The 20,251-nt window shown below is 71.8% G+C and carries 17 protein-coding genes and 1 pseudogene; 14 read left to right on the forward strand and 4 right to left on the reverse strand.

What is annotated here, in order from left to right:
* Together ACH4LD_RS28255 and serA are read left to right on the forward strand one after the other, a co-directional pair.
* A pseudogene (locus ACH4LD_RS28255) lies at nt 1–110 on the forward strand (ketol-acid reductoisomerase); the annotation flags it as partial.
* Nucleotides 111–335: 225 nt separating this feature from the next.
* Nucleotides 336–1,925 carry a phosphoglycerate dehydrogenase gene (gene serA, locus ACH4LD_RS28260; RefSeq protein ID WP_398057219.1) on the forward strand — a complete coding sequence of 530 codons (1,590 nt, stop codon included), beginning with the start codon at nt 336–338 and terminating at the stop codon, nt 1,923–1,925.
* A gap of 66 nt (nt 1,926–1,991) precedes the next feature.
* On the opposite strand, the gene ACH4LD_RS28265 is transcribed toward serA, so the two are convergent.
* The gene (locus tag ACH4LD_RS28265; RefSeq protein ID WP_398057218.1) at nt 1,992–3,527 is read right to left on the reverse strand and encodes an MFS transporter; all 1,536 of its coding nucleotides are present in this window, start codon (nt 3,525–3,527) and stop codon (nt 1,992–1,994) included.
* An 87-nt stretch (nt 3,528–3,614) separates the two neighbouring features.
* Between ACH4LD_RS28265 and ACH4LD_RS28270 the strand changes: the two genes are divergently transcribed.
* Entirely contained in the window at nt 3,615–4,199 is a 585-nt protein-coding gene (locus tag ACH4LD_RS28270; RefSeq protein WP_398057217.1) for a TetR/AcrR family transcriptional regulator, read from the forward strand.
* Nucleotides 4,200–4,236: 37 nt separating this feature from the next.
* Here the strand turns inward: ACH4LD_RS28270 and ACH4LD_RS28275 are convergent, their stop codons facing one another.
* On the reverse strand, nt 4,237–5,526 hold the full coding sequence (locus ACH4LD_RS28275; protein ID WP_398057216.1) for a PucR family transcriptional regulator: 1,290 nt from the start codon (nt 5,524–5,526) through the stop codon (nt 4,237–4,239).
* Nucleotides 5,527–5,691: 165 nt separating this feature from the next.
* Here ACH4LD_RS28275 and ACH4LD_RS28280 point away from each other — a divergent pair, with 165 nt between their 5' ends.
* The 3 genes from ACH4LD_RS28280 (at nt 5,692) to ACH4LD_RS28290 (ending at nt 8,944) form a co-directional block, all read left to right on the forward strand.
* The gene (locus ACH4LD_RS28280; protein WP_398057215.1) at nt 5,692–6,618 is read left to right on the forward strand and encodes a proline dehydrogenase family protein; all 927 of its coding nucleotides are present in this window, start codon (nt 5,692–5,694) and stop codon (nt 6,616–6,618) included.
* Between the two features lie 39 nt (nt 6,619–6,657).
* Nucleotides 6,658–8,289, forward strand: a complete 1,632-nt coding sequence (pruA, locus tag ACH4LD_RS28285; protein ID WP_103811236.1) for an L-glutamate gamma-semialdehyde dehydrogenase — start codon at nt 6,658–6,660, stop codon at nt 8,287–8,289.
* A 133-nt stretch (nt 8,290–8,422) separates the two neighbouring features.
* Nucleotides 8,423–8,944: a GNAT family N-acetyltransferase gene (locus tag ACH4LD_RS28290; RefSeq protein ID WP_398057214.1), complete on the forward strand. Its 522-nt coding sequence runs from the start codon at nt 8,423–8,425 to the stop codon at nt 8,942–8,944.
* Nucleotides 8,945–8,953: 9 nt separating this feature from the next.
* On the opposite strand, the gene ACH4LD_RS28295 is transcribed toward ACH4LD_RS28290, so the two are convergent.
* Nucleotides 8,954–9,754, reverse strand: a complete 801-nt coding sequence (locus tag ACH4LD_RS28295; RefSeq protein WP_398057213.1) for a zinc-binding dehydrogenase — start codon at nt 9,752–9,754, stop codon at nt 8,954–8,956.
* A gap of 313 nt (nt 9,755–10,067) precedes the next feature.
* Between ACH4LD_RS28295 and ACH4LD_RS28300 the strand changes: the two genes are divergently transcribed.
* Entirely contained in the window at nt 10,068–10,199 is a 132-nt protein-coding gene (locus ACH4LD_RS28300) for a hypothetical protein (RefSeq protein ID WP_015493350.1), read from the forward strand.
* Between the two features lie 49 nt (nt 10,200–10,248).
* Here ACH4LD_RS28300 and ACH4LD_RS28305 read toward each other — a convergent pair whose 3' ends face one another.
* Nucleotides 10,249–11,805 carry a purple acid phosphatase family protein gene (locus ACH4LD_RS28305; protein WP_398057212.1) on the reverse strand — a complete coding sequence of 519 codons (1,557 nt, stop codon included), beginning with the start codon at nt 11,803–11,805 and terminating at the stop codon, nt 10,249–10,251.
* Between the two features lie 143 nt (nt 11,806–11,948).
* Between ACH4LD_RS28305 and ACH4LD_RS28310 the strand changes: the two genes are divergently transcribed.
* From ACH4LD_RS28310 to ACH4LD_RS28340, 7 genes are all read left to right on the forward strand, one after another.
* On the forward strand, nt 11,949–12,992 hold the full coding sequence (locus tag ACH4LD_RS28310; protein ID WP_398057211.1) for a 3-isopropylmalate dehydrogenase: 1,044 nt from the start codon (nt 11,949–11,951) through the stop codon (nt 12,990–12,992).
* A 235-nt stretch (nt 12,993–13,227) separates the two neighbouring features.
* Complete coding sequence (locus ACH4LD_RS28315) at nt 13,228–14,316, forward strand: branched-chain amino acid aminotransferase (RefSeq protein ID WP_398057210.1); 1,089 nt, start codon at nt 13,228–13,230, stop codon at nt 14,314–14,316.
* Between the two features lie 231 nt (nt 14,317–14,547).
* On the forward strand, nt 14,548–15,270 hold the full coding sequence (gene ureA, locus ACH4LD_RS28320) for an urease subunit gamma (RefSeq protein WP_398057209.1): 723 nt from the start codon (nt 14,548–14,550) through the stop codon (nt 15,268–15,270).
* The gene (locus ACH4LD_RS28325) at nt 15,267–16,991 is read left to right on the forward strand and encodes an urease subunit alpha (protein ID WP_398057208.1); all 1,725 of its coding nucleotides are present in this window, start codon (nt 15,267–15,269) and stop codon (nt 16,989–16,991) included. The genes ureA and ACH4LD_RS28325 overlap by 4 nt, the downstream gene beginning before the upstream one ends.
* Nucleotides 16,992–17,002: 11 nt before the next feature.
* Nucleotides 17,003–18,043 carry an agmatine/peptidylarginine deiminase gene (locus ACH4LD_RS28330; protein WP_398057207.1) on the forward strand — a complete coding sequence of 347 codons (1,041 nt, stop codon included), beginning with the start codon at nt 17,003–17,005 and terminating at the stop codon, nt 18,041–18,043.
* Nucleotides 18,044–18,061: 18 nt separating this feature from the next.
* Nucleotides 18,062–18,670 carry a TetR/AcrR family transcriptional regulator gene (locus ACH4LD_RS28335; RefSeq protein WP_132788888.1) on the forward strand — a complete coding sequence of 203 codons (609 nt, stop codon included), beginning with the start codon at nt 18,062–18,064 and terminating at the stop codon, nt 18,668–18,670.
* A 60-nt stretch (nt 18,671–18,730) separates the two neighbouring features.
* On the forward strand, nt 18,731–20,032 hold the full coding sequence (locus ACH4LD_RS28340) for an MFS transporter (RefSeq protein ID WP_398057206.1): 1,302 nt from the start codon (nt 18,731–18,733) through the stop codon (nt 20,030–20,032).
* Nucleotides 20,033–20,251 lie beyond the last annotated feature (219 nt).

Consider the following 20,251-nt stretch of genomic DNA (forward strand, 5'->3'; position numbering starts at 1 on the left):
GCGGTCTGAAGAAGTACAACGAGTACAAGAAGCAGGACTCCGAGCACCTGTTGGAGACCACCGGCAAGCAGCTGCGCAAGCTGATGAGCTGGGTGAACGAAGAGGCGTAAGCCCGCTGACAGGGGCCGGGGCGGACTGCTCCGGCCCCTGTTGTCCAACCCGTCCAGCCCCGGACGGGTGATCCTTCCGCGGAGGCGCAATACGACGCCCGCCGCGCCACTATGCTTCTGCACAACACGCGTCAGGCCCACAGCGTCGTGCGTCTTCCGCGGCTAGCCCCTCCTCCGCCTGCGGCCGTCGGGACGGCCGTCCGCATCGCACATGTGAGGACTCACGTGAGCTCGAAACCCGTCGTACTCATCGCTGAAGAGCTGTCGCCTGCCACCGTCGACGCACTCGGTCCGGACTTCGAGATCCGGCACTGCAACGGAGCGGACCGCTCCGAGCTGCTGCCGGCCATCGCCGACGTGGACGCGATCCTGATCCGTTCGGCCACCAAGGTCGACGCCGAGGCCATCGCCGCCGCGAAGAAGCTCAAGGTCGTCGCCCGGGCCGGTGTCGGCCTGGACAACGTCGACGTCTCCGCCGCCACCAAGGCCGGCGTGATGGTCGTCAACGCCCCCACCTCCAACATCGTGACCGCCGCCGAGCTGGCCTGCGGTCTCATCCTCTCCACCGCCCGCAACATCCCGCAGGCCAACGCCGCGCTGAAGAACGGCGAGTGGAAGCGCAGCAAGTACACGGGCGTCGAGCTGGCCGAGAAGACGCTGGGTGTCGTGGGCCTGGGCCGCATCGGTGCCCTCGTCGCGCAGCGCATGTCCGCCTTCGGCATGAAGGTCGTCGCCTACGACCCCTACGTGCAGCCCGCGCGGGCCGCGCAGATGGGCGTCAAGGTGCTCTCCCTGGACGAGCTGCTGGAGGTCTCCGACTTCATCACCGTCCACCTGCCCAAGACCCCCGAGACCCTCGGCCTCATCGGTGACGAGGCGCTGCGCAAGGTCAAGCCCAGCGTCCGCATCGTCAACGCCGCGCGCGGCGGCATCGTGGACGAGGCGGCGCTGTACTCGGCGCTGAAGGAGGGCCGGGTCGCCGGCGCCGGCCTCGACGTGTACGCCAAGGAGCCCTGCACCGACTCCCCGCTCTTCGAGCTGGACCAGGTCGTCTGCACCCCGCACCTGGGCGCGTCGACGGACGAGGCGCAGGAGAAGGCCGGTATCGCCGTCGCCCGGTCCGTCCGCCTCGCCCTCGCCGGTGAGCTGGTGCCGGACGCCGTCAACGTCCAGGGCGGTGTCATCGCCGAGGACGTCAAGCCCGGCCTGCCGCTCGCCGAGCGCCTCGGCCGCATCTTCACCGCGCTCGCCGGTGAGGTCGCGGTCCGCCTCGACGTCGAGGTCTACGGCGAGATCACCCAGCACGACGTGAAGGTGCTGGAGCTGTCCGCGCTCAAGGGCGTCTTCGAGGACGTGGTCGACGAGACCGTGTCCTACGTCAACGCCCCGCTGTTCGCGCAGGAGCGCGGCGTCGAGGTCCGCCTCACCACCAGCTCGGAGTCCGGCGACCACCGCAACGTGGTGACCGTGCGCGGCACGCTTGGCACCGGCGAGGAGGTGTCGGTCTCCGGCACGCTGTCCGGCCCGAAGCACGTCCAGAAGATCGTCGCGGTCGGCGAGTACGACGTCGACCTCGCGCTCGCCGACCACATGGTCGTGCTGCGCTACGAGGACCGCCCGGGTGTCGTCGGCACCGTCGGCCGCATCCTCGGTGAGGCGGGCATCAACATCGCCGGCATGCAGGTCGCCCGTGCGGCCGTGGGCGGGGAGGCGCTGGCCGTGCTGACCGTCGACGACACGGTGGGCTCCGCCGTTCTGGCCGAGGTCGCCTCCGAGATCGGCGCGACGTCCGCCCGCTCGGTGAACCTCGTCTGAGCCACCTGTACCGCAACGCCGGGCGGGCCGAGGGATACCTCGGCCCGCCCGGCGTTTGTCCGTCGCCTACTGCCGCCCGGCCTCGATCCTCCGCAGTGTCAGCGCCGCTCCCACCGCCGCCAGCACCAGGACCACCGCGCCCGCGACGGCCGCGCCCCGCATTCCGCTGGTGAACGCCTCCCGTGCCGTCGCGAGCAGGGTCTCCCCGGTCCGGCCCGGCAGCCGTGCCGCGTCGGCCAGCGCACCGCCCAGGGTCTCGCGGGCCTCGGCCGGGGCGGTGGCCGGCATCGCGTGCCGGTAGACCGCCGTACCGATGGAGCCCAGGACCGCCATGCCGAGCGCGCCGCCGAACTCGGTGCCGGTCTCCAGGAGGGAGGAGGCGGTGCCCGCCCGCTCCACCGGTGCCGCGCTCATCGCCAGGTCGGTCAGCTGGGACATCACCATGACCGCCCCGCAGGCGAGGACGCCGGCGGCGGCCAGCACCAGCCACAGGGAGTCGGTACCGACGAGGGCGAGCAGGACGTAGCCGGCCGCGCTGACCGCGAAGCCGCAGGCGACGACGTGTCCGCGGTGGAGGCCCCGCTGGACGAGCTGGGCGGTGACCGGTCCGGCGACCCCGATGAGGACCGACGGCAGCAGGCTCCACAGGGCCGCCTCCAGCGGGCTCTTGCCGAGGACGGACTGGAGGTACTGGGTGGTGAAGATGGCCGAGCCCATCATCCCGAACGCGCTCACGAGGGTCAGGACCAGCGACGGCGTGAAGCCGTGGCCCCGGAAGAGGGCCGGGGGGATCAGCGGTGACGTGCCGGTGCGCTGGCGCCGGACGAACAGGGCCGCGAACAGCAGTCCGACGGTGATCGAGACGACGTACCCCGGGTTCCATCCCTCGGAGGGGATCTCCTTCAGGCCGTAGACGACGGGGAGCACGGCGGCCAGCGACAGCGGGACGCTCGGCCAGTCGAAGCGGCCGGGCGCCGGGTTCCTCGACTCGGGCAGCAGCACCGGGCCGAGGAGGAGCAGCAGCGCCATCGCGGGCAGGTTGACCAGGAAGACCGAGCCCCACCAGAAGTGCTCGACCAGGACGCCGCTCATCACCGAGCCGAGGGCGATGCCGCCGGTCATCACGCCGGACCACATGCCGATCGCCTTCGCCCGCTGGGCCGGGTCGGTGAACATCGTGCGCAGCAGGCCCATCGTGGAGGGCATCAGGGTGGCGCCGCCGATGCCGAGGACAGCGCGGGCCGCGATCAGGGTCTCGGCGCTGTTCGCGTAGGCCGCGAGGAGCGAGGCGGCGCCGAAGGCAGCGGCGCCCATGAGGAGGAGCCTGCGGCGGCCGACGCGGTCGCCGAGCGAGCCCATCGTCAGCAGCAGGCCGGCCAGGACGAAGCCGTAGACGTCGAAGATCCACAGCTGCTGGGTGCCGCTGGGGCGCAGGTCGGCGCTGATCGCGGGGGTCGCGAAGTACAGGACCGAGACGTCCATCGAGACCAGGAGCAGCGGCAGCATCAGCACGCCGAGCGCGGTCCACTCGCGGCGGCCGGCGCGGGCGGGTGCGTTCCCGGCGTCGGCGGGGTCGGTGGTGCTCGTCGGGTTCATCGTCATGCCGAGGACTGTACGAGCGTTGTCTAGGACGAATGTATAGGTCATGTGTCTAGGACGGCTGTATGGATCGCGGGGTAGGGTGGGGCCATGGGACACCGTGAGGATCTGCTCGAAGGCGCCAAGCGCTGCCTGCTGGAGAAGGGCTTCCTGCGCACCACCGCGCGTGACGTCGTCAAGGAGTCGGGCACCAACCTGGCGTCCATCGGCTACCACTACGGCTCGAAGGACGCGCTGCTGGTGCAGGCGTACATCTCGCTGATCGAAGAGGTCGGTGAGCGCTTCGACCCCGGCCTGGAAGGCGAGATGACCCAGCTCCCGGGCTCGCTGGAGCGCTTCCGGGAGGTGTGGGCCGGGATCATCCGGACCGTGCCCGCGTCACGGGCGATCTGGCTGCTCAGCTTCGAGCTGATGTTCCAGGACGACCGGCTCGAAGAGGTGCGCAAGCTGCTCGCCGAGGCCCAGAAGGAAGGCCGTGCCGGACTCGTCCCGCTGTTCAACGGCGTCCCGGAGTGCGACCTGGACGAGGAGACGATCGACACCGAGGGGCGCCTCTACCAGACCCTCCTCAACGGCCTCATGGTCCAGTGGCTCTTCGACCCCGGCACGGCGACCACCGCCGAGCAGCTCACCGAGGGGCTGCGGCGGGTGATCCGGCAGGCCGCGGGCAGCTGACCACGGTCTGCCGCGGGCAGCTGACCGCGCCAGGGCGTCACAGCCGCGCCCGCTTCAGCGCCATGTGCAGCAGCAGCCGGTCCTCCCCGTCGTCCAGGTCCAGACCGGTCAGCTGCTCCACGCGGGACAGGCGGTAGTAGAGGGTCTGGCGGTGGATGCCGAGCTCCGCCGCCGTGCGGCCGGCCTGCCCGGCGCAGTCGAGGTACGCCTCGGCCGTACGGGCCAGCTCCCGGTGGACGGGGGAGAGGAGCGGGCCGACCACCCGGTCGTGCGCGGCCTCCGGAGGCAGCGCGGTCAGCAGCCGGTACGCCCCGATCCGCGCCCACTGCGCGACCGGCCCGAACCGCGGCTCGGCCAGCGCGGCCCGCGCGGCGGCCGAGGCCTCCTGCCAGACCGTGCCCAGCTCGGTGAGACCGGTGCGGGGCTCGCCGACCCCGGCGGCGCAGCCGGTGACCCCGGCGGCCCGGGCCCCGGCGGTGAGACCCGCCGCGACCGCCGCCGCCACCCGGGCCCCCGCCCCGCGCGCCGCGCCGCCCGACGCCCCACCGGCCCCGTCGGCCTCCTTCAGCAGCCGCGCGGCCGCCGCCAGCGCGGGGGTGCTGGACTCCGTGGTCCGCAGCCGCACCAGCAGCGCGAGGCTCTGTCCCGAGGCGCCCCACGGCAGCGTGCACAGCGCCGTGGCGTGCGGGATCGTACGGGGGGCGGGCGCGTCGTCCGGATCGGCCGACGGCCACGGCGCCACACAGACCAGCGTGTGCGGGCCGTCCGCGCGGGGCCCCAGCGCGGTGCGCAGCTCGGCCACCGCCATGTCCCGCTGCCAGCCGCGTTCCGCGGTGAGCACGGCCCGCAGCTCCCGGCTCAGCCCCGCTCCGGCCTCCGCCTCGTCCGCGAGCAGCGCGCCGATCCGGCCCGCGACCCCCAGGGCGGCGGCGAGCTGGGCGTCGGTCGGCCCGGGATCGCCGTCCAGCAGCCAGACGTAGCCGAGGACGACGCCCCGGTGGCGTACCGGCAGACAGATCCGGCCGCGGTAGACACCGGCCTCCGGGCTCGGCGGGATGCGGACCGGTCCGGTCGCGCGCGTGATGCCGAAGCCCTCGAACCAGGCGCGGACCGTGGCCGTGGAGCGCCGGGTCAGGATCGAGCGGGTGCGCACCGGGTCCAGCGCGGTCGGGTCCAGCTCGTCCTCGCTGTCGTAGGCACCGAAGGCGATCAGCTCGAAGTCACGGTTCTCCAGGGTCGCCGGCACCCCCAGCAGCTCGGAGATCTCGTCCACCAGCTCCTGGTAGTCCGCCTTGAATTCAGCCGCCACCCGGGCATTCTCCCCCATTTCCCGGCCGCCTTCATACATCTGTCTGAGATCCCGGGCACGGATGCGTGACAGCTGTCGATGGCCGACGATCGGAGAGATCCATAGGTTTCACGGTGGTTCTCCGTGCCGTACCCGAATCGTCGGGTGATGGCCGTATTTGGTGCTTGTCTGTGGAGGTGCCCCGTGCTGGGTCCCGTGATTCTCGCCGCGTCGCGCAGCGACCGGATGCGACGCCTGATCTCGGCGGCCCCGGTGACCAAGCAGGTCGTCGACCGCTTCATCCCCGGCGAGACCGTGGCCGACATCGTCCCGATCATCAAGGACCTCACGGCCAAGGGCCTGGAGCTGACGATGGACGTCGTCGGCGAGGACATCACCACCCCCGAGCAGGCCGCCGCCGCCCGGGACGCCTACCTGGAGCTGATCGGCCACCTCAAGGACCTGGGGCTGGGCGAACGCGTGGAGATGTCCGTCAAGCTGTCGATGTTCGGCCAGGCGCTTCAGGGCGGCCACGAACTGGCGCTCGCGAACGTCCGGCCGGTCGTCGAGGCCGCCGCCGCCATCGGTACCACCGTGACGCTCGACGCCGAGGACCACACCACCCTCGACTCGATGTTCGCCATCCACGAGGAGCTGCGGAAGGACTTCCCGCAGACCGGCTGCGTCATCCAGGCCTACCTCTTCCGCACCGAGGCAGACGCCCGCCGCCTCGCGGAGTCCGGCAGCCGCGTCCGCCTGGTCAAGGGCGCCTACAAGGAGCCGGCCGAGGTCGCCTACCAGCAGAAGCACGAGATCGACAAGGCCTACGTGCGCATCCTGAGGACGCTGATGGAGGGCGAGGGCTACCCGATGATCGGGTCCCACGACCCGCGGCTGATCGCCATCGCCCAGGAGCTCGCCCACAAGGCCGGCCGTAAGCTCGACGAGTACGAGTTCCAGATGCTGTACGGCATCCGCGGCGAGGAGCATCTGCGGCTGGCCGCCGAGGGCCACCGCATGCGCGTCTACACCGCCTACGGCACCGACTGGTACGGCTACTTCATGCGCCGCCTGGCGGAGAAGCCGGCCAACCTCCGGTTCTTCCTCCGCAGCATGGTCAGCAAGGGCTGAGCCCGCACACCCGCTCACGTACAAGGAGTTACGGATCTCATGGACGCTGTGACCCAGGTCCCCACCCCCGTCAACGAGCCGGTGCACGGCTACGCCCCCGGCTCGCCCGAGCGCGCCCGGCTGGAGGCCAAGCTCAAGGAGCTGGCCGAGAACCCGATCGAGCTGCCGATGACGATCGGCGGGGAGAAGCGGCTGGGCGGCGGCGAGCCGTTCGAGGTCGTGCAGCCGCACAACCACAAGGCCGTGATCGGCACCGGCCGCCACGCCACCCAGCAGGACGCGAAGGACGCCATCGACGCGGCCCTGGCCGCCGCGCCGGCCTGGCGCTCGATGTCCTTCGACGACCGCGCCGCGATCATCCTGCGCGCCGCCGAGCTGCTGGCCGGCCCGTGGCGCGAGACGATCGCCGCCTCCACCATGCTGGGCCAGTCCAAGACCGCCCAGCAGGCCGAGATCGACACCCCCTGTGAGCTGGTCGACTTCTGGCGCTTCAACGTCCACTACGCCCGTCAGATCCTGGCCGAGCAGCCCCCGGCGAACTCCCCGGGCGTGTGGAACCGCCTGGACCACCGCCCGCTGGAGGGCTTCGTCTACGCGATCACGCCGTTCAACTTCTCGGCCATCGCGGGCAACCTGCCCACCGCCCCCGCCCTGATGGGCAACGTGGTGGTCTGGAAGCCGTCCCCGACGCAGACCCACGCGGCCGTCCTCCTCATGCGGCTGCTGGAGGAGGCGGGCCTGCCCAAGGGCGTCATCAACCTGGTCACCGGCGACGGCATCGAGGTCTCCAAGGTCGCCCTGGAGCACCGGGACCTCGCGGGCATCCACTTCACCGGCTCGACCAAGACCTTCCAGTACCTGTGGAAGACGGTCGGCAACAACATCGAGAAGTACCGCTCCTACCCGCGTCTGGTCGGCGAGACCGGCGGCAAGGACTTCCTCGTCGCGCACCCGTCGGCCGACCGCGCGGTGCTGAAGACGGCCCTCACCCGGGGCGCCTTCGAGTACCAGGGCCAGAAGTGCAGCGCGACCTCCCGCGCCTACATCCCGGCGTCGATCTGGAACAGCGGTTTCAAGGAGGAGTTCGCCGCCGAGGTCGACTACCTCACCATGGGTGACGTCACCGACCTGTCGAACTTCATCGGCGCCGTGATCGACGAGCGTGCCTTCGCCAAGAACAAGGCCGCGATCGACCGCGCCAAGGCGGACCCGTCCTGCACGATCGTCGCGGGCGGCAGCTACGACGACTCGGTCGGCTACTTCGTCCGTCCGACCGTCATCGAGTGCACCGACCCGGAGAACGAGGTGTTCACCACCGAGTACTTCGGCCCGATCCTCGCGGTGCACGTCTACGAGGACGACAAGTACGACGAGATGCTGACCCAGATGGAGTCGGTGTCGGACTACGCCCTCACCGGCTCGGTCATCGCGAACGACCGCGCGGCGGCGGCGTACACGATGGAGAAGCTCCGCTTCGCCGCGGGCAACTTCTACATCAACGACAAGTCGACCGGTGCGGTCGTCGGCCAGCAGCCCTTCGGCGGCGGCCGCGCCTCCGGCACCAACGACAAGGCGGGCGCCCCCCAGAACCTCCTGCGCTGGACGCTGACCCGCGCCATCAAGGAGACCCTGGTCGCGCCGACCGACTACACCTACCCGCACATGGGCTGACCAGCCCCCCCGAGCACGGCCCGGGAAGCCCGACACCGAGCGGACTCCCCGGGCCGTTCCCATGCGCCCGCCTCGACGTGCCCGTGCTGATCGTCGACGGCGCCCGGGACGTCCGCCGCGCCATACTGGCGCCATGACCCTGCGGCTCGCTCACACCGCCGATCTGGACGCGGCCGAACTCCGGGCCGTGCGCGGCCTGTTGGACGACGCCTTCGACGGGGACCTCTCCGACGCGGACTTCGAGCACGGGCTGGGCGGGATGCACGTGCTCGTCCGGGACGGGGCAGGGCTCGCCGCTCACGGGGCCGTCGTGATGCGGCGGGTGCGGCACCGGGGGCGCTGGCTGCGGACGGGGTACGTGGAGGCCGTCGCCGTGCGGGCCGACGTACGGCGGACCGGGCTCGGCGGGCGGGTCATGGCCGAGCTGGAGCGGGTGGTCGACCGGGCCTACGACCTCGGCGCGCTCTCCGCGAGCGACGCGGGAGCGCCGCTGTACGCCGCCCGCGGCTGGCGGCGCTGGGCCGGGCGGGTGCACGCCCTCTCGCCGGACGGGATCGTCCGGCTGCCCGAGGAGGAAGGCGGCCTGTACGTGCGGGGCGTGCTCGACCCGGACGGGGAACTGGTCTTCGACTGGCGGGACGGGGACGTCCTCTGACACCGGCGGTCAGACCGCGCGGACCAGGATCTTGCCGACGTTGCCGCCGCGCAGCATCAGCAGGAACGCCTCCACGATCCGCTCGGACCCGTCGATCACGGTCTCGTCCGCGAACAGCGCCCCACTGCGCAGATGCGGTACGGCGAAGTCGTACAGCTCCTCCTGCGCGTCCAGGTGGTCCTTCACCAGGAAGCCCTCGATACGCAGGCTCTTCTCCACCATATCGGCGTGGTCGAACCGCACCGGGGGCGCGTCCGGGGTGTTGTACTGGCTGATCGTGCCGACCCGCACCACCCGGCCCCGCTCGCGCAGCGCGCCGATCGCCGCGCCGAGATGGTCGCCGCCGACGTTGTCCACGAAGACGTCGACGCCGGTGGGGGCGGCCCGGGCGAGGAGGTCGTCGACCGGGGCGGTGCGGTAGTCGAAGGCCGCGTCGTAGCCGGCCTTCCGCGTGAGGTACGCGACCTTCTCCGCGGTGCCCGCGCTGCCGATCACCCGGCCCGCGCCGAGCAGCCGGGCGAAGCGGCCGGTGGCCGTGCCGACCCCGCCCGCCGCGCCGGAGACGAACAGGTCCTCGCCCTCCCGCAGCCGGGCGATCCGGGTGAGGGCGACGTAGGCGGTCAGCCCGGTGCCCCCGAGCACGCTCAGGTACGCCGACAGCGGGACGCCGGGGTGGTGGGGGATCCGGCGGATCTCCTCGGGGCGGACCACGGCGTGGGTGCGCCAGCCCTGGCGGTGGAAGACGACCTCGCCCTCGGCCAGGGCAGGGGTGCGGGAGGCGACGACCCTGCCCAGGGCACTGGCCGCCACGCCCGCCGTACGGGCCCTGATCCGCGTCCTGCGCTCCCTTGGCCAAGGTTCCCCCGGACGCACGAAAGCCCAGCTCAGGTCGGTGTGATCCAGTCCGCCGTCTCAGATAGTAGGAAGTCCGAGTAATTGTGCAGACAGACACGGACCACTCCCTTAGTTTTGTAGGAGCCGAACGTCTCGCTCGATCCAGCGAATGGCGGTCGTGAGCCGGGCCCCGTGCAGGCAACCCCTGCGGCCGGTGCTCCCCGCCCCTTCCGGCGTCTCGTAACCCCCTTCTTGCCGTGCTCCACGTATGCCGAAGGAGTCGATCGCCATGGCCGAGACGACCGTCCGCCGCCGAGTCCGCCACGTGTCCCGCACGAGCGAGTCCGACCGCAAGAACGCCGCCGCCGCCCTCCAGCGCGCCCTGGACCGCCGGGACAACGGCGGCGAGACCGGCCACTGAGCCGGACCACCGGCCGGGAGCCGCACCCCGACGGGGTGCGGCGCGGCCCTCATCCGCCGTGCCGCACCTCGAAGTGGTCGATCCGCCGACCGTCCTGGCCCAGCGCCGACACCGCGAGCCGTGGCGTCGTGCCGGCCCGCACCTCCACCGACAGCAGCGAGAAGCCGGTGTAGCGCACCCGCGACCACTCCACCGTCTCCGGCACCCGGTCCCCGCCCTTGGTCCACGCGAAGGTCTCCACCGCCCGGTGCCGGGTGACGTGACCCTCGTAGCTGTCCTCGACGCCCGACGGGAAGCCGTACAGGTCCCGGCCGCCGCCGCCCGCCGTGACGTACACGGTGCCGTCCCGGCGGGGGTCGGTGGAACCGCCGACGGGCACCGCCCGGCCGACCGCGCCGTCCTTGATCGCGTCCGTGCGCTCGTACACGTGGTTGTGGCCGTTGATCACCAGGTCCACCCGGTGCTTCGAGAACAGCGGCAGCCACTCCCGCCGGACGCCCCCGTCCGAGGCGTGCCGCGAGGTGGAGTAGGCGCAGTGGTGGAAGAAGACGACCACGAAGTCGATGCCGTCGGCCGCGCGCAGCCGCCGCAGCGTCCGGTCCAGCCACGCCGTCTGCCGGCCGTGGCTGAGCCCGAGGTTGGCGGGGATCTCGTACGACACGTCGTTGGCGTCCAGCGCGACGAAGCCGGCGTTGCCGTAGGCGAACGCGTAGGCGCCCGGTGTGCCGTGCGGGTCGAATCCGGTCTCCGGCAGGGAGAAGCGGGCGAGCTGGCCGCCGTAGCCGTCCGGCGAGTACCAGGCCTCCATGTCGTGGTTGCCGGTGGTCACCATCCACGGCACGGACCGTGCGACCGGCTCGTTCTGCTTCAGGAACAGGTCCCAGAAGGCGGGGTCGTAGCCGTCCGTCGTCCGGCCCGTGCCGCTGACGTCCGCGTAGCAGATGTCCCCGGCGTGCAGATGGAAGGCGGGCTTCTGGCGCAGCACCAGATCGTCGTTGGCGTGCGCGGCCCGGCCCACGCCCTGGTCGCCGAAGGCCGTGAACACGAAGCGCTCCGGACGCGCGGGCGCCGTGCGGAAGGAGGCGATGACCGCGCGGTGGGCGGGGGCGGTGGGTTCCCAGCCGTCGTGGCCGACGCCGTAGTAGTACGTCGTGCCGGGCGCGAGGCCGTCCACGGACGCGTGTACGTAGTACTGCTCCAGCGCGGGCCGCACGCCCTCCACCCCGGGCGTGTGCAGCGGGCGGATCTCGGCCGGGACCCGGCGCCCGAGGTCGTCGGGGCGCGCGCCGACCCGCACGTACGGCCGCTTCACCGCGAACGGCACCTGCCAGGAGATCCGCATCCGCGTCCGGGGGTCGGAGCCGAAGGCGAGGTGCCGGCCGAAGGGGGCGACCGCCGAGCCCGGCACCCGCGAGGTGGCCGATCCGGCCGGCCCCGGCCGGGCGCCGGCCGCGGTGCCGCAGCCGGTCAGCAGACCGCCCGCCACCGCGCCCGCCGTCACCAGCGTGCGGCGGCGCACCATGCGACCGCGCAGGTACTCGTACTGCTCGGCCATGCTCAGCCGCTCGGCGAGCGGGCGGGGGATGCCGACGTCTGGAGTGTCCATGTCCCGGAACGTTCCACCGGTGCCCGACATCCTTGCCGCGCACGGGTGAACGTCGACCGACGGGAGGACACCGGCAACCTGTCCGGGTGTCCGTATGGCGGACGGTGCGTGTCATCACCTGGGACGAGGAGTAGGGTGCCCGCATGTCTCGCAGCATCAATCTCGCAGTGATCCCCGGTGACGGCATCGGCCAGGAGGTCGTGGCCGAGGGTCTGAAGGTCCTCTCCGCCGTCCTGCCGCAGGATGTGAAGCTGGAGACCAAGGAGTACGACTTCGGCGCCAAGCGCTACCACGCCACCGGTGAGACCCTCACCGACGCCGACCTCGACTCCCTCAAGCAGCACGACGCCATCCTGCTGGGCGCCATCGGCGACCCGTCGGTGCCGTCCGGCGTGCTGGAGCGCGGCTTCCTGCTCAAGCTCCGCTTCGCCTTCGACCACCACGTCAACCTGCGTCCGTCGAAGCTGCTCCCGGGTGTCGCCACCCCGCTCGCCGGCCAGCCGGAGATCGACTTCGTCGTCGTCCGCGAGGGCACCGAGGGCCCGTACACCGGCAACGGCGGCACCATCCGCAAGGGCACCGCGCACGAGGTCGCCACCGAGGTGTCCGTCAACACGGCCTACGGTGTCGAGCGCGTCGTCCGCGACGCCTTCGCGCGCGCCCAGGCCCGCCCGCGCAAGAAGCTCACGCTGGTCCACAAGAACAACGTGCTGACCTTCGCCGGGCACCTGTGGACGAACGTCTTCAACAAGGTGGCCGAGGACTACCCCGAGGTCACCACGGACTACATCCACGTCGACGCCGCGACCATCTACCTGGTCACCGACCCGGGCCGGTTCGACGTCATCGTCACCGACAACCTCTTCGGTGACATCATCACCGACCTCGCCGCGGCCGTCTCCGGCGGCATCGGCGTGGCCGCCTCGGGCAACATCAACCCCACCCGCGAGTTCCCGTCCATGTTCGAGCCGGTCCACGGCTCGGCCCCGGACATCGCCGGCCAGGGCAAGGCCGACCCCACCGCCACCGTCCTGTCCGTCGCCCTGCTGCTGCGCCACCTCGGCTACGACACCGAGGCCGACCGGATCGACGCGGCGGTCGCCGCCGACCTCACCGAGCGCGCCGGAAAGCCGGCCCGCTCCACCTCCGGGATCGGCGACGCGCTCGCCGTACGCGTAGCCGGCTGACCCGCCGCGCTGCACCGAGCCGCCGGGTCGCCACCGCACCCGGCGGCTTTTCCTGTGCCTCGCCGGGTGCCACCATCGAACCTTGGGCCGCTTCACCCCGATTCCGTCCGCTACCGCCCCCGCGCGATAATCGAACGCGGAGCCGCGATATGAGGGAATGCTCGGACGTCCTAGCACCGACGACCGGGAGGTGTGCGCGCGGCCCGTCACTACAACCGGTGAAGGACAATCACTCATGACGACGCCCACGATCGAGCTCAAGCCCTCCGCCAGCCCGCTCGCCGCCGCGGAACGCGAGGCGATCCTCGCCGAACCGGGATTCGGCCGCCACTTCACCGACCACATGGTGACGATCAAGTGGACCGAGGGCCGCGGCTGGCACGACGGCCAGCTCGTTCCGTACGGGCCGATCTCCCTGGACCCGTCCACGCACGTCCTGCACTACGGCCAGGAGATCTTCGAGGGCCTGAAGGCCTACCGCCAGCCCGACGGCTCGGTCGCGCTGTTCCGTCCCGAGGCCAACGCCCGACGCTTCCGCAACTCCGCCCGCCGCATGGCCATGGCCGAGCTGCCCGAGGAGCTGTTCATCGCCGCGCTGGACGCGCTGCTCACCCAGGACGCCGACTGGGTCCCGCCGCACGGCGGCGAGGCCTCCCTCTACCTGCGGCCGTTCATGTTCGCCACGGAGGCCGCGCTCGGCGTGCACCCGGCGAACGAGTACCTGTTCATGCTGATCGCCTCCCCCTCCGGCGCGTACTTCGCCGGCGGCGTGAAGCCGGTCACCATCTGGGTCTCCGAGGACCACGTCCGCGCCGTCCCGGGCGGCACCGGCGACGCCAAGACCGGCGGCAACTACGCCGCGTCCCTGCTGCCGCAGGCCGAGGCCGCCGCGCACGGCTGCGACCAGGTCGTCTACCTCGACGCGGTCACCCGCACCAAGGTCGAGGAGAGCGGCAGCATGAACGTCGCGTTCGTCTACGGCGACCGGATCGTCACCCCGTCGCTCACCGGCTCCATCCTGGAGGGCATCACCCGTGACTCCCTCCTCCAGGTCGCCCGTGACCTCGGTTACACCGCCGAGGAAGGGGTGATCACCCTCCAGCAGTGGCGCGAGGACGCCGCGTCCGGTGCGCTGACCGAGGTGTTCGCGTGCGGTACCGCCGCCGTGGTCACGCCGATCGGTCACGTCAAGACCAAGACCGACCAGTGGTCCCACGGCGACGGCACGCCCGGCCCGGTCACCAGCCGCCTGCGCGAGGCTCTGCTGGGCATCCAGCGGGGCCTGACCGAGGACAAGCACGGCTGGATGCACCGGGTCGGTTAAGAGCGCGGCCTGAAGCGCCCCCGAGGGGTGCCGGGCGTCCGCGGGTCCAGTTCGGCTGGTCACGCGGTTCCCCGCACCCCTTCGGGGCGCTTTTCGTTGGGCACCCTATCGCTTGGCCATGCTAGAGCGCTGCTCAATCGAAGTATGTCCAATGCCCGGTCAATGCTTCTCTTCCTTGGATTACCTGTTTAGAGTGTTGCTCTAATCAGGAAGGCAAGGAGGTGCCGTGCCGTGCGACTGACCCCCACGGAACGCGACCGGCTGCTGCTCTTCGGGGCCGCCGAGCTGGCCCGGGCGCGCCGGGCACGCGGTCTGCGGCTGAACGTCCCCGAGGCCACCGCGCTGATCGCGGACACCGTCTGCGAGGCCGCCCGCGACGGCAAACGGCTCGCGGAGGCCGTCGAGGCGGCCCGGTCGGTGCTCGGTCCCGAGGACGTCCTGCCGGGTGTCGCCGACGTCGTCGCCGAGGTGATGGTCGAGGCCGTCTTCGACGACGGCTCCCGCCTCGCGGTCGTCTCCGACCCCATCGGCTGGGGGTCCCCCCGCGAAGCAGGAGGAGGCCTGGGCCCGGACGCCCCGGGCGCCCTGCTCCCCGGCCCCGAGCACGCCGACCCCGAGCCCGCCCTCCGGCTCCGCGTCACCAACACCGCGACCGTGCCGGTCTCCGTCACCTCCCACTTCCACTTCTTCGAGGCCAACCCGCGCCTCGACTTCGACCGCGAGCGGGCCTACGGCATGCGGCTCGCCGTACCCGCCGGATCCTCGGTCCGCTTCGGACCGGGGCAGAGCGAGGAGGTCGGGCTCGTGCCGATCGGCGGCGAGCGGATCGCGATCGGCTTCGCCGGACTGGTCGACGGCCCGCTGGACGCGCCCGGCGCCAAGGAGGAAGCCCTCCGCAGGGCCGCCGCCTGCGGATACCTGGGAGCGACACCGGAAGGAGGCGAGGAGCGATGAGCCGCTCGAAGGGACGCGAGGTGAGCCGGTCGATCCACGTCGACCCGCACGCCTACGCCGCCACCCACGGCCCCCGCGCCGGCGACCGCGTGCGCCTCGGCGACTCCGGGCTCACCGTCCGCGTCGAGTCCGACTCCCAGCGGTACGGCGACGAGTTCCTGGCCGGCTTCGGCAAGACCGCCCGCGACGGACTGCACCTGAAGGCCGCCGCCGTCCGGGACACCTGCGACGTCGTGATCAGCAACGTCGTCCTGATCGACGCGGTGCAGGGGATCAGGAAGGTGTCCATCGGCATCCGCGAGGGCCGCATCAGCGCGATCGGGCGGGCCGGCAACCCCGACACCCTGGACGGCGTGGACGTCGTCGTCGGCACCGGCACCTCCATCGTCTCCGGCGAGGGGCTGATCGCCACCGCCGGCGCCGTCGACACCCATGTGCACCTGCTGTCGCCGCGCATCATGGAGGCGTCCCTCGCCTCCGGCGTCACCACGGTCATCGGGCAGGAGTTCGGCCCGGTGTGGGGCGTCGGCGTCAACTCGCCCTGGGCGCTCAGGCACGCCTTCAACGCCTTCGACGCCTGGCCGGTCAACATCGGCTTCCTGGGCCGGGGTTCGTCCTCCCACGGCGCTCCGCTCGTCGAGGCCCTGGCCGAGGGCGGGGCGAGCGGCTTCAAGGTGCACGAGGACATGGGCGCCCACACCCGCGCCCTGGACACCGCCCTGCGGGTCGCCGAGGAACACGACGTCCAAGTCGCCCTGCACAGCGACGGATTGAACGAGTGCCTGTCCGTCGAGGACACCCTCAGGGTGCTGGAGGGCCGCACGATCCACGCCTTCCACATCGAGGGCTGCGGCGGCGGACACGTGCCCAACGTGCTGAAGATGGCCGGCGTGCCGAACGTCATCGGCTCCTCCACCAACCCCACCCTGCCCTTCGGCCGGGACGCGGTCGCCGAGCACTACGGCATGATCGTCTCCGTCCACGACCTGAAGCCCGACCTGCCCGGCGACGCCGCCATGGCCCGCGACCGGATCCGCGCCGGCACGATGGGTGCCGAGGACGTGCTGCACGACCTGGGCGCGATCGGCATCACCTCCTCCGACGCGCAGGGCATGGGCCGGGCCGGGGAGACGGTCCGCCGCACCTTCGCCATGGCCGGCAAGATGAAGGCCGAGCTGGGGCCCCTGGAGGGCGACGGCGAGGGCGACGACAACGCGCGCGTCCTGCGCTACCTGGCCAAGCTGACCATCAACCCGGCCATCGCGCACGGCCTCGCGCACGAGGTCGGCTCGATCGAGGTGGGCAAGCTCGCCGACATCGTGCTGTGGCGCCCGGAGTACTTCGGCGCCAAGCCGCAGCTCGTCCTCAAGGCCGGATTCCCGGCGTACGGCGTGGTCGGCGACCCCAACGCGGCCACCGACACCTGCGAACCCCTCGTCCTGGGCCCGCAGTTCGGGGCGTACGGCGCCACGGCCGCCGACCTCTCGGTCGCCTTCGTCGCCCGCGCGGCCGTCGACCAGGGCAACGACCGGATGCCGACCCGGCGCAGAAGGGTCGCCGTGCGCGGCACCCGGGGCATCGGACCGGCCGACCTGCGCCTGAACTCCCGTACCGGAGCGGTGGACGTCGACCGGCGCACCGGCCTGGTCACCCTCGACGGCGAGCCGATCCGCTCGGAACCGGCCGAGTCCGTCTCCCTCAACCGCCTCTACTTCCTCTAAGGACCCGCGCGATGAGCACCCCCGCCGCCGACGGCTTCCGCATGCCCGCCGAGTGGGCGCCCCACGAGCGCACCTGGATGGCCTGGCCGAGCCCCAACCCCACCTTCGACGACCCGGACGACCTGGCCGCCGCCCGGACCGCGTGGGCGTCCGTGGCCCGCGCCGTCCGCCGCTTCGAGCCGGTGACGGTCGTGTGCGGCCCCGGCCAGTCGCAGGACGCTCGGGCGCTGCTCGGCCCCGGCGTCGACACCGTCGAGCGGGACCTGGACGACGCCTGGATGCGGGACATCGGCCCCACCTTCCTCACCGACGGCCGGGGCCGACTGGCCGCCGTGGACTGGACGTTCAACGGCTGGGGCGCCCAGGAATGGGCCCGCTGGGAGCACGACTCCAGGATCGGCGCGTATGTCTCCGGCCTCGCGGGCGCCAGGAAGTACGCCTCGAAGCTGGTCAACGAGGGCGGTGCGATCCACGTCGACGGCGAGGGGACCGTGCTGCTCACCGAGACCGTGCAGCTCGGCCCCGAGCGCAACCCGCACTGGACCAAGGAGGAGGTCGAGGCGGAGATCCACGCCCACCTCGGCACCAGCAAGGCGATATGGCTGCCGCGCGGCCTGACCGGCGACTACCCTCCCCACGGCTTCGGCACCCTCGGCCATGTCGACATCGTCGCCGCGTTCGCCCGGCCGGGCGTCGTGGTCGCCCACCACCAGCCGGACCCGGCCCACCCCGACCACGAGGTCACCCAGGAGGTCATCGGCCTGCTGAGGTCGGCGACCGACGCCCGGGGCCGCCGCCTGGAGGTCGTGGAGGTACCCGCGCCGGCCGCCCTGGAAGCCGACGGCCACTGGGCCGACTACTCCTACATCAACCACTACCTCTGCAACGGCGGCGTGGTGCTGTGCGGGTTCGACGACCCGCGCGACGAGATCGCCGCGGGCATCTTCCGGCGCCTGTTCCCGGAGCGGACGGTGACGCTGGTCGACGCGCGTACGATCTTCGCGGGCGGGGGCGGTATCCACTGCGTCACGCAGCAGCAGCCGAGGGTCTGACACACACGGGAGCAGCAGATGACCGGTGCGGGCCGGGCACGCAGGAACGCGCCGCCGCGCGAGGAGGTCCTCGCCGCCGCCATGGACATGATCGCCGAGCGCGGTCTGGAGAAACTCACCATGGCGGGGCTGGGCCGCGAGGTCGGCATGAGCAGCGGCCACCTGCTGTACTACTTCCGCTCCAAGGACGAGCTGCTGCTTCGGACGCTGGAGTGGAGCGAGGGCCGGCTGGGCGCGGAGCGGGGCCGCCTGCTGGCCGGTCCCGGTACCGCGCGGGAACGCCTGTCGGCCTACGTCGACCTGTACGTGCCCGACGGCCACCGCGACCCGCACTGGACGCTGTGGCTGGAGGTCTGGAACCGGTCGCAGAACGCCGACGACGACGCGCGTGCCCGGCAGGCCGCGATCGAGGGCGCGTGGCACCGCGACCTGGTCGCGCTGATCGCCGAGGGCGTCTCGCGGGGGGAGTTCCGCCCGGTGGACGCGGACCGCTTCGCGGCGCGGCTGCGCGCGCTGCTGGACGGGTTCTCGATCCACGTGGCGATCGGGCTGCGGGGCACGGACCGGGGCCAAGTCCTCTCGCACGTCCGGGAGTTCATCGAGGACGGGCTCGCCGCGACCCCCTAGCGGCGCACGTCCGGCGGCGCATCGGAATCGTTTCCTCCGCGGGCGGGCAGGTAACGGCCCATGGGACGACAACACTGGAAGAAGATCTGGGTCGGCTCGGCGGGCAACATGGTCGAGTGGTTCGACTGGTTCGTGTACGCGAGCTTCGCCACGTACTTCGCCGGCGCGTTCTTCCCGAGCGGCAACCCCACCGCCCAGCTGATGAACACCGCCGGCATCTTCGCCGTCGGCTTCTTCATGCGCCCCGTCGGCGGCTGGCTGCTGGGCAGGGTCGGTGACCGCAAGGGCCGCAAGGCGGCGCTGACCCTGACCGTCACGCTCATGTCGGCCTCGGCGATCCTCATCGCCGTCGCTCCCACCTACGGGGTCGCCGGCTACGGCGGAGCTCTCGTGCTGCTCGTCGCCCGCCTGCTCCAGGGCCTGTCGGTGGGCGGCGAGTACGCGGCCAGCGCCACCTATCTGACCGAGGCGTCCGACCCGAGGCGGCGCGGCTTCGCGTCCAGCTTCCAGTACGTGTCCATGACCGCCGGCCAGATCGTCGGCCTCGGCCTGCAGATCGTCCTCCAGCGCACCATGTCCGACGACGCCCTGCACAGCTACGGCTGGCGCATCCCGTTCGTCGTCGGCGCGCTCGGCGCGGCCGTCGTCTTCTACCTGCGCCGCACCATGCTGGAGACGGAGGTGTACGAGGAGGACACCTCGCACTCCGAGGAGCGCGGCACCCTGCGGGCGCTGTGGCGGCACAAGCGGGAGGCGTTCCTGGTGATCGCCCTCACCATGGGAGGCACGGTGGCGTACTACACGTACACCACCTACCTCACGAAGTACCTGTCCAACTCGGCGGGGCTGTCCAAGGAGACCGCCACGCTGGTCTCCTTCACCGCGCTGATCGTCTTCGCCTGCCTCCAGCCGCTCGCGGGCGCCCTCTCCGACCGCATCGGACGCCGCCCGCTGCTGATCACCTTCGCCGTCGGCTCCACGTTCCTGACGGTGCCGATCATGACGCTGCTCCGGCACGCGGACGGCTACTGGCCCGCCCTCGGCCTCGCCCTGCTGGCGCTGGTCGTGGTCACCGGCTACACCTCCATCAACGCCTGCGTGAAGGCCGAGCTCTTCCCGACCGGCGTCCGCGCGCTCGGTGTCGCCCTGCCGTACGCCATCGCCAACGCCCTCTTCGGCGGCACCGCCGAGTACGTCGCCCTGTGGTTCAAGAAGGGCGGCATCGAGTCCGGCTTCTACTGGTACGTGGCCGGCTGCGCCGCCGTGTCCCTCGTGGTGTACGTCACCATGCGGGAGACCAAGGACCTGGATCTGGCCCGGGTGAGGGCCGGCGAGGATTCCACGCTGACGCCCGCATCCTGAGACGGACGGTGAGCCGGGGGCGGAGCTGTGCCAGACTGCCCCCGTGCTCTCGTTCGCCATGATTATTGGCAGCAGGCGCGCCGGTCCGCAGTGACCACCTCGTACGACCAGGTGCGGGTGGCCACCGTCGTCCTCGACCCGCGCGCAGACCTCTCGCACCCGCGAGGGGTTTTTTCGTTTTCCGGCCCACCCTCAGCCGGTGACGGAGCGCGAGGGAGC

Source organism: Streptomyces sp. NPDC017676 (genome assembly GCF_044329325.1).
In the GTDB taxonomy this organism is placed as follows: domain Bacteria; phylum Actinomycetota; class Actinomycetes; order Streptomycetales; family Streptomycetaceae; genus Streptomyces.

Excerpts from the sequence above, each read along its gene's own strand:
- ACH4LD_RS28265 (WP_398057218.1), bottom strand. The coding sequence starts at position 3,527 with ATGACGATGAACCCGACGAGCACCACCGACCCCGCCGACGCCGGGAAC.
- ACH4LD_RS28270 (WP_398057217.1), top strand. The coding sequence starts at position 3,615 with ATGGGACACCGTGAGGATCTGCTCGAAGGCGCCAAGCGCTGCCTGCTG.
- ACH4LD_RS28275 (WP_398057216.1), bottom strand. The coding sequence starts at position 5,526 with ATGGGGGAGAATGCCCGGGTGGCGGCTGAATTCAAGGCGGACTACCAG.
- pruA (WP_103811236.1), top strand. The coding sequence starts at position 6,658 with ATGGACGCTGTGACCCAGGTCCCCACCCCCGTCAACGAGCCGGTGCAC.
- ACH4LD_RS28290 (WP_398057214.1), top strand. The coding sequence starts at position 8,423 with ATGACCCTGCGGCTCGCTCACACCGCCGATCTGGACGCGGCCGAACTC.
- ACH4LD_RS28300 (WP_015493350.1), top strand. The coding sequence starts at position 10,068 with ATGGCCGAGACGACCGTCCGCCGCCGAGTCCGCCACGTGTCCCGCACG.
- ACH4LD_RS28305 (WP_398057212.1), bottom strand. The coding sequence starts at position 11,805 with ATGGACACTCCAGACGTCGGCATCCCCCGCCCGCTCGCCGAGCGGCTG.
- ACH4LD_RS28310 (WP_398057211.1), top strand. The coding sequence starts at position 11,949 with ATGTCTCGCAGCATCAATCTCGCAGTGATCCCCGGTGACGGCATCGGC.
- ACH4LD_RS28315 (WP_398057210.1), top strand. The coding sequence starts at position 13,228 with ATGACGACGCCCACGATCGAGCTCAAGCCCTCCGCCAGCCCGCTCGCC.
- ACH4LD_RS28325 (WP_398057208.1), top strand. The coding sequence starts at position 15,267 with ATGAGCCGCTCGAAGGGACGCGAGGTGAGCCGGTCGATCCACGTCGAC.
- ACH4LD_RS28330 (WP_398057207.1), top strand. The coding sequence starts at position 17,003 with ATGAGCACCCCCGCCGCCGACGGCTTCCGCATGCCCGCCGAGTGGGCG.
- ACH4LD_RS28335 (WP_132788888.1), top strand. The coding sequence starts at position 18,062 with ATGACCGGTGCGGGCCGGGCACGCAGGAACGCGCCGCCGCGCGAGGAG.
- ACH4LD_RS28340 (WP_398057206.1), top strand. The coding sequence starts at position 18,731 with ATGGGACGACAACACTGGAAGAAGATCTGGGTCGGCTCGGCGGGCAAC.